Origin of the sequence: Ureibacillus aquaedulcis, assembly GCF_030418165.1 — a bacterium.
Lineage (GTDB): Bacteria > Bacillota > Bacilli > Bacillales_A > Planococcaceae > Ureibacillus > Ureibacillus aquaedulcis.
This window is the reverse complement of the sequence record NZ_JAUHTQ010000026.1, coordinates 20,879-28,493: the sequence shown is the minus strand read 5'-3', so window position 1 is coordinate 28,493 and position 7,615 is coordinate 20,879. Positions and strand designations below refer to the sequence as shown.

General features: G+C 35.8%; 6 protein-coding genes and 1 pseudogene. 2 read left to right on the top strand and 5 right to left on the bottom strand.

All coding sequences use genetic code 11. The features are described from left to right. The first annotated feature begins 140 nt into the window (after nt 1–140). Nucleotides 141–885: pseudogene (locus QYB95_RS18880) on the top strand (isocitrate/isopropylmalate family dehydrogenase). Nucleotides 886–1,089: 204 nt separating this feature from the next. Here QYB95_RS18880 and QYB95_RS18875 read toward each other — a convergent pair. After that, nucleotides 1,090–2,283 (bottom strand): acyltransferase, encoded by a 1,194-nt coding sequence (locus tag QYB95_RS18875; RefSeq protein WP_301139917.1) that lies wholly within the window; start codon nt 2,281–2,283, stop codon nt 1,090–1,092. A gap of 15 nt (nt 2,284–2,298) precedes the next feature. Next, nucleotides 2,299–2,538 carry a hypothetical protein gene (locus QYB95_RS18870; RefSeq protein ID WP_301139916.1) on the bottom strand — a complete coding sequence of 80 codons (240 nt, stop codon included), beginning with the start codon at nt 2,536–2,538 and terminating at the stop codon, nt 2,299–2,301. A 146-nt stretch (nt 2,539–2,684) separates the two neighbouring features. Between QYB95_RS18870 and QYB95_RS18865 the strand changes: the two genes are divergently transcribed. Beyond that, nucleotides 2,685–3,254 carry a TetR/AcrR family transcriptional regulator gene (locus tag QYB95_RS18865; RefSeq protein ID WP_301139915.1) on the top strand — a complete coding sequence of 190 codons (570 nt, stop codon included), beginning with the start codon at nt 2,685–2,687 and terminating at the stop codon, nt 3,252–3,254. Between the two features lie 386 nt (nt 3,255–3,640). On the opposite strand, the gene QYB95_RS18860 is transcribed toward QYB95_RS18865, so the two are convergent. From QYB95_RS18860 to QYB95_RS18850, 3 genes are all read right to left on the bottom strand, one after another. Then, nucleotides 3,641–4,807, bottom strand: a complete 1,167-nt coding sequence (locus tag QYB95_RS18860; RefSeq protein WP_301139914.1) for an MFS transporter — start codon at nt 4,805–4,807, stop codon at nt 3,641–3,643. A gap of 478 nt (nt 4,808–5,285) precedes the next feature. Beyond that, the gene (locus tag QYB95_RS18855) at nt 5,286–6,590 is read right to left on the bottom strand and encodes a CitMHS family transporter (RefSeq protein WP_301139913.1); all 1,305 of its coding nucleotides are present in this window, start codon (nt 6,588–6,590) and stop codon (nt 5,286–5,288) included. 69 nt (nt 6,591–6,659) lie between these two features. Then, nucleotides 6,660–7,613 carry a hydroxymethylglutaryl-CoA lyase gene (locus QYB95_RS18850; RefSeq protein ID WP_301139912.1) on the bottom strand — a complete coding sequence of 318 codons (954 nt, stop codon included), beginning with the start codon at nt 7,611–7,613 and terminating at the stop codon, nt 6,660–6,662. Nucleotides 7,614–7,615 lie beyond the last annotated feature (2 nt).

Genomic DNA, 7,615 nt, shown 5'->3' with positions numbered 1-7,615 from the left:
AATTCCCGATTGAACTAAAAAGCAAAGTTAATTGGTATTCCAATTACTTTGCTTTTAAACACTTTCATGAAATTTTTTAGTACTGTTTAAACTAACCTAATTTACTTCTCTTTTATTGATAATATCGCTATGGTTCATTTATTGAAGGAATCAAACAATATAACGATCCACTTCCAGAGGTAACTACGAAAGCACTGGAAAATACTATGGATGGATACTAGGTCCATATGATTCTGCTACTTATCCTTTTGAACATAAGGTAAAACTCAACCCAAGTGGAGCACTACGCCAAACGCTTGATTTATTTGCAAATATTCTCCCCGCTAAAACAATGCCAGGCATCAAAAGCGTAGTAGGCGAAGCGAATTTGGTTATCTTCCGTAAAAATACTGAAGGATTCTACGCAGATTGAAACATGTTTGAAGGTCATGGAGAATGGAAGATTACAGAAGATGTGGTTGTCACATCGGGTGTCTTTACTAGGAAGGCTATAGAAAGGATTGCCCATGCTGCTTTTAAAATGGCAATGAAACTTAGCAAAAAAGTGACAATTGTCCATAAAGCAAATGTTCTCCGACTAAGTACAGGTTGATTTTTAAAAGTGTGTCGTGAAGTTTAAATGTAGGAAATCCTACAGGTATTATGCTTTCTACAGTAATGTTAATGGATTGGCTAGCTGAAAGACATAATGATATTAAATTTGAACTCGTTGGTAAATTGGTGGAAGATGGCCTTTACCAAGCGCTTAAAGAAGATGTGAAAACAAAAGACTTAGGCGGTAGTGCTTCGACTTCTGAATTCGCAGAAGCAATTTCGTTACAAATCAATCAATCAATCAAATATAAATTAATATCGTACTTCAAATCCAGAATTATAAAAAGGTAAATCTTTTCATAATTCGGGATGTTTTATATTAATTCTTTTATTACATTGTCTAGTGTTTCCTTTTACCGGTTAATATTCTAATCATTAACTTAGTGTGAAAGTATCATTATCATTCTTTAATAGTATTCGATATTAATCTATTTAATTAAAAAATCTCGACAAGTTTAGTATGCGGCAGCAGACTACTTCAGATGTATATATGTTTTATAAAACACTCAAGATTCGATCAATAATCTCGGTGTCTTTTGCCGTGATGGTTGTTGTAAGAGTAAGTGTATCACCAACTGCTACACACGCAAACTGATAGGGCATGTTTGGTTCAGCCCCTAGTGCAAAAGTAAATGTTTCTATTTTGTCTTGAATTTCTATAGGTAGTTTTATCAATCCTATATTTGAGAAACCAGCAGAATTACCAGAACCTTCATCCTCACCAATTTTCTTAATAATCTTATTTTTCACAAACAATGGCAAAAATTTTCCGATTCTCATTAATCTTTCCATTTCGCTAATCTTAGACTGTATATAATCTGAATTTATTTCTGAAAATTGCTTCTTTATATCCTGTGCCATCTCATGAAATTTCATTGTTTCTGGCATTATAACCGTCTTATGTGTAACAAAATTTCGCAAAGATTTACTAGGAAAGAATCCTCTACAATCAATTGGAACATTAACAGCTATTCTACTTTTGCTATTGTCTTTTGTTCTTTGTTTTGCAAATTCATTACAAATATGAACCATTATATATTCGGTAATGGTTAGTCCATGTGATTTTGCTTTTGCTTTAATCTGTGCAAGATTAAGCTTTTGAGTCATAATACGAGGTGCGGTTTGTTGATATTTCGGTACATAAACGTCTTTGGCGGTTTCTAACTTGGACTTTCTAAAATCTGCGTATCTCGCATATGCGTCTTCCGCTTCGTCTATATGCATAGCTTCTTCGCAGTCAACTAGTCTTTCTTTGTTTATTTCTTCCCCTAAGAGTTCAAAATATCTAGCCAGCAAAGAACTAACAACCATAGCAAGACTACGACCATCACATACTGTATGTAATACTTCAACCGTAATTGAACGCAACCCGTAAATAAATCTTATTAGATGGTTGTTTTCCTTTTTAAATGGACTGCACAATGCCGGAAAATCTTTCTCATTTACAATTTTCGGGGGGGTTGCCAGCACTTCATGATAATGCCATAGAAAGCCCCGTTTGCTACACACATTCAAAAACGGTAATCTTTGCAAGAGATCATTTACTGCATTCTGGAGTACTTCAGGAACTAATGGTTCATTTAGCCGCGCTGAAACGCTAAATGTACCTGGATTATTCTCACTATTCACTGCTGCATAAAACTGCCCCAGGTGGTCTAGTTTGATTTTTGTTTTGGGTTTTAAGTTCATATACATCAATCCCCTTTATCTTTTTGTATTTTGGGCTAAGGTGATAGATAATCTGCCTGCATAAAGGGAAAATATTAATTCAGTCAGTGGTGCATAAGTAGCTACCAAGAATCCTGCAATCGTTCCGGATATCCCCATTATATTGATATAACTTGGCATAACAGGGATAACCAATCCCATTCCAATAAAAGCAAGTAGCGTATTAACCATTAACAAATCAAAAGCTCCATTTTTTCGTGTGAGTAAATCTTTCATCCAATCCTCCTTAAACTTCTTGATTTATTATAAAGTTAGTGTTAATTTATAGGCGTTACATTTGTAACGCCATACCAATTATATTTTCAATTGATTGCATTAACAATACGAAAGGAGACGGACTAAACAAAAGAGGAGGAATTGTAATGTCAAATAAGACTGAACTTGAACGAAAAGAGATATTGCGATTATCAAACGAAGAATCAAATAAAATTACTAAGGAATGTATTGAAACTGCACTACTATTACTTATGAAAGAAAATGAATTTAAAGATATCTCTATCTCAGATATAGTAAAACGAGCGGGAGTATCAAGAACCGCTTATTATCGTAATTATAAGTCCAAAGAGGATATACTTAATAAACATTTAGAAACAGTAGTAAAAGCTATTTCCAATAAGATGGATTTCACTACATATTCTGAAGATAGATTTGGATACTGGCACTCTATATTTAGTCAAATAAGAAATTATTCTAATATATTCTTAATTCTACTTAGAGCAGATTTTGAATGGATAATACTTTCAAGTATCAATAAAATAATGCTAGATGACCTTCCCTCTGATAGTATCAGCAGCAAAGAAAAATATGATATTTATTTTTGGAGTGGAGCTGTATTTAATATCTTAACCGAATGGATATCTTCAGGTATGAAGGAAAGTGAAGAAGAAATGGCGCAAATCTGTTGTGAAGTTATAGCAGAGGCAGACTCATAGCCGAAATGACAATACATTACGAAGATTTAAAGATTGTTTATCAATGTAAGAGAAAAAGCTATCGTTAGTTTTGGGTAGAAGAATGGTAAAATAACATGCTATTATTCAAATAGCAAATTAGAAAGAAAAACGCTCAAAGAAACTTCTGAGCGTTTTTTGACTTGATTATTCAACTAAATTACTTCATTAAGTTTAACACGAGAGCACTCGCTAAATCATTTTCATCCATATATACAATACTATCAATCTAATCACTTACATCAATCATAAGAAGGCTAGTATTGCCAAAACAATATGGCTGTAATTTCACTATTAGATTTTCTATAGCCTCTTGCCAAACAAGTGGTTTCTTTTGTAAAATTTCTACATTATTTAACTTAAAAATATTAACTTGATTTCCTCCCCCTGTAAAAAGGTAACTTGTCTGGATGAAAAGAACCCATCAAAATTATTACTCCGCATGCATAAAAGATACCTGGCATCCCGACTACGGAAGATAACGATCCTAATGAAAGTGGACCGACAATCTGAGTTAATTTATTAAACGTCAATCGAAGCCCTAACCCTTCTGCTACACGTTCTTTAGGCAAAGCAATAATCGTTGCAAAGATAGATAAAGGCTGACAAATCCCCGTACAAAAACCGAGAACGATTGATAAAATACTCAACCAGAGCGCATGATTGAACAGGGGATTCAATATATAAATGACCCCGGAGATGGCAATCGAAATAGTGATGATTACATCCCTTTTTAAATGCTGGGAAATCCATGGTAAAAAACCTCGAATAAACATTCCCGCTCCCGCATTTAACGCTATAATTACACCGATAGTAGAAGCTGGTAAACCATTTTCTGTTGCAAGCAAAGGAAAAAAGGCAATATACATATCTTTTGCCAATAACCCTATGGAACTAACCAGTACTGCTTTTCGTAAATCAGGAATGCGTAGCAATTGAAGTGAACTTCCCTCATTACTTTTATGCTGAATGGACAGTACTTTTTTACCTGAAAAGAATAAGGAAAATGGCAGTACTCCTACTAACACGCAACCTAATGTTAAAAAAACGGGACTATAACCGATTGAATCAGTTAAGAAACCTGAAAGGAGCGGGCCGGCAAAACTGCCCGCCGCAAGAGCAATACTAAACACCGTTATATAATATTCTCGTAGTTTACTTTTCGAAAATTGACCTGAATATGCCTGCATTGACAAGACAAAAACGAGTTGAGCGAGACCGGCGAAGATTTGTGAAATATACACGCCGCTTAAATTATGAAAAATGCTTAGAATTACCATAGATAAAATTCCGAACAGAATACTTGCAATTAGTGGCCCTTTAACACCAATCGAGTCAATCATTTTTCCTAATTTAATCGATAAAAACAACGGAAAAAAAGAAAATAACGCAACAATGACTCCAATTTCAACATGACTTGCTCCAAGTTCATCTGCATAAAGTGGGATAAGCGGTCTGCTTCCCGCAATACTCACCATAAATAGCGCCGTGCATATAAAGATAAAATTTTTATTTATCGTTCTCTTTTTTTTCATATATTAACAAACCCTCCTTTTTATCATACATGAAAAAGGAAAAGCAGACGGACCCAGTTGGATTCGTCTGCCTACTTAGAGCACGTTCTAATTCTTCACTGAATTCATCAGAAGTTACGCATTCTTTTTTTCTTCAATTATTCTCCAGGAATAGTTGAGAATGAAACCGAAAATACCAGAAATAGCATTGATCATGAATGTTAGGTTCGCAAAAAATTCACAGTTCACTACTGCAAGTAAGATGTCAACGCCAGCTGACCCCAATCCTGCACAAGAGTACATTCACATGGCATGAAAGTAGTTATGGATGTAAATGACATCTTAATTTGAATAACAACAATAAGTTCTTAACCACAAAATTACTTATACCGCTTCACTAAAATCACTAATAGCGGTAGATACAATAAATAGTTTGCTCAATTACTCCAGCAGGCTTCCACCCTTTAGCTTTTCAAATTAGTTTGAAAAGAACTATTCATCAAATGGACAATGCACCTGTAATAATCGCAACTACTATCATTACAATAGAGATACCGACAGCATATTTTACTGAAAATTTGATATGGTCCCTGAAGTTTACACCAACTAAACCAATTAACACATAAACAGAGCCAACAAGTGGACTTAACAAATGAAGTGGTTGCCCGAGAAGTGACGCTTGTGCGATTTCCAGTTTATCAATCCCAATTTGTGAAGCGCTTTCAGCCAGAATAGGAACAATTCCAAAATAATAAGGATCGTTTGCCATGAAGAAAGTAAACGGCATACTCGTTAATCCTACAAGTAAAGGAAGCTGTGGAGCTAGAAAATCAGGAATAACTTTAACTATAGAGGATGCTATGGCATCTACCATTCCAGTACCTTCTAAGATCCCTGCAAATGCCCCCCCAGCGAATATAAGCGAAACGACAGTTAAAACATTCCCAGCATGTGCTTCTAATCTTGTTTTCTGATCTTTTAGATTTGGATAATTAACAATAGTAACAATTACGAAGCCTAGCATAAACAAGACAGGTAATGGTAATGCTGCAGTTAATAATCCAATAACCAATAAAATTGTTATAGACAAATTAAACCAAAATAGTTTCGGTCTCTTAAGTGATTGTGGTGACTCATCCATCACAATGGCTGCGGTTTCCAGTGCTGCTTGAGGATCAATAGTTTCTTTATATATACCTAATCTCTTTCTTTCCTTTAAGCCAAAGAAAATACCTAGTCCTACTACATAAACTGCTGCTGCTATAATAGAAGGAATTAATGGTCCCAACACTGTCATGGCATCATAGTTAAAAACTGACATAACACGTGCAGTTGGTCCACCCCAAGGCAAAACATTCATAATTCCCATTGACATAGCTGGTAAACAAGCGAGAATCAGCTTGTTCATTCCTAAGCGATCATAAAGCGGTAAAAAAGCGGTAACAACAATTAGATAAGTAATCGTCCCATCGCCGTCCAAACCTACCAGCAAAGAAAGAACTGCTGTACCAACCGTAATCTTTAAAGGATCACCTTTTGCAATCTTAATTACTTTATTTACTAATGGATCAAACATTCCCGCATCAATTAAAGTACCAAAGTAAAGGATTGCGAAAGTCACCATTATGGCAGTAGCGGCTACTTGTTCAGCACCACTTATAATCATGTCCCCCACATCTGTAAACCCCGCAAAAAGGGCAAATATGGCCGGTACTAAGATAAGAGCATTCAGGGCGCTCATTTTGTTACTCATAATCAAATACATGAACACAACAATCATCAAAAATCCTAAAAACGTTAACAATTTCCCCACCCCTTTTTCTTAGATAACGCTTACATTAAAGTGAAAAGAAAGGGCCCTATACGCCCTTTTTTAACCCAGCTTAATCTGCCCTTTCGGTTTACAGTGTAGTTGGGAGTTAGGACCAGCTTTCAATAGAAAACTTCCACCGTCATGTCCAATTGTATTCTTTACCTCTTTTGCGGCCTCAAGCAGTTTATCTAAATCGATACCAGTCTCTACGCCCATTTCATGAAATGCATGAACAATATCTTCCGATGCAATATTGCCTGCTGCATTTGGTGCATATGGACAACCCCCAAGACCTGCTGTTGAACTATCAAAAATAGTAACATTCTGTTGAAGTGCTGCCACTGCATTCGCAAATGCCATGCCTCTTGTGTTATGGAGATGCATTGAGAAAGTAAATTCAGGGAATTCTTGTTTTACTAATCCTAATACGTCATATATGAGTTTTGGATCCCCAGTCCCACTTGTATCTGCCAATGAAATTTCCGTGATGCCCATCTTTCTGTAATCTTCGAGGATAGTTAATATGCGCTCTACAGGGACCTTCCCTTCGAACGGGCATCCAAAAGCAACAGCAATTGAACCACTGACTTCAACATTGCTTTTATTGGCCAACTCAACAATTGGAAGGAGTTTTGCTTGTGCATCCTTAACAGTAGCATTGGAATTTGACAAACTATGAGAATCTGTTGCTGAAAGCAATAATTTCAATTTTTTTATGCCAGAGCCGATAGCACGTTCTGCTCCCTTTAAATTTGGGATTAAAGCACGAAATTTTACATCTGTTAAATCTTGAACACTTTTTACTACCTCTTCGGCATCTTTTAGCTGTGGGATGGCCCTTGGATGAACAAATGATGTAACTTCGATGTTTTTAATACCTGTATTAGCAAAAAGACGAATAAGGCGAATCTTGTCTTCAGTTGGGATCCATTCTTCCTCCATTTGGAATCCGTCGCGTGGACATACTTCCCAAATCGTTGCCTTTTTAGGTAGAAGCATTTTACTTTCTGTCATGG

What these genes read in the sequence shown, in the direction of transcription:
- QYB95_RS18875 (WP_301139917.1), bottom strand. Translation starts at nt 2,283, where the DNA reads ATGAACTTAAAACCCAAAACAAAAATCAAACTAGACCACCTGGGGCAG.
- QYB95_RS18870 (WP_301139916.1), bottom strand. Translation starts at nt 2,538, where the DNA reads ATGAAAGATTTACTCACACGAAAAAATGGAGCTTTTGATTTGTTAATG.
- QYB95_RS18865 (WP_301139915.1), top strand. Translation starts at nt 2,685, where the DNA reads ATGTCAAATAAGACTGAACTTGAACGAAAAGAGATATTGCGATTATCA.
- QYB95_RS18860 (WP_301139914.1), bottom strand. Translation starts at nt 4,807, where the DNA reads ATGAAAAAAAAGAGAACGATAAATAAAAATTTTATCTTTATATGCACG.
- QYB95_RS18850 (WP_301139912.1), bottom strand. Translation starts at nt 7,613, where the DNA reads ATGACAGAAAGTAAAATGCTTCTACCTAAAAAGGCAACGATTTGGGAA.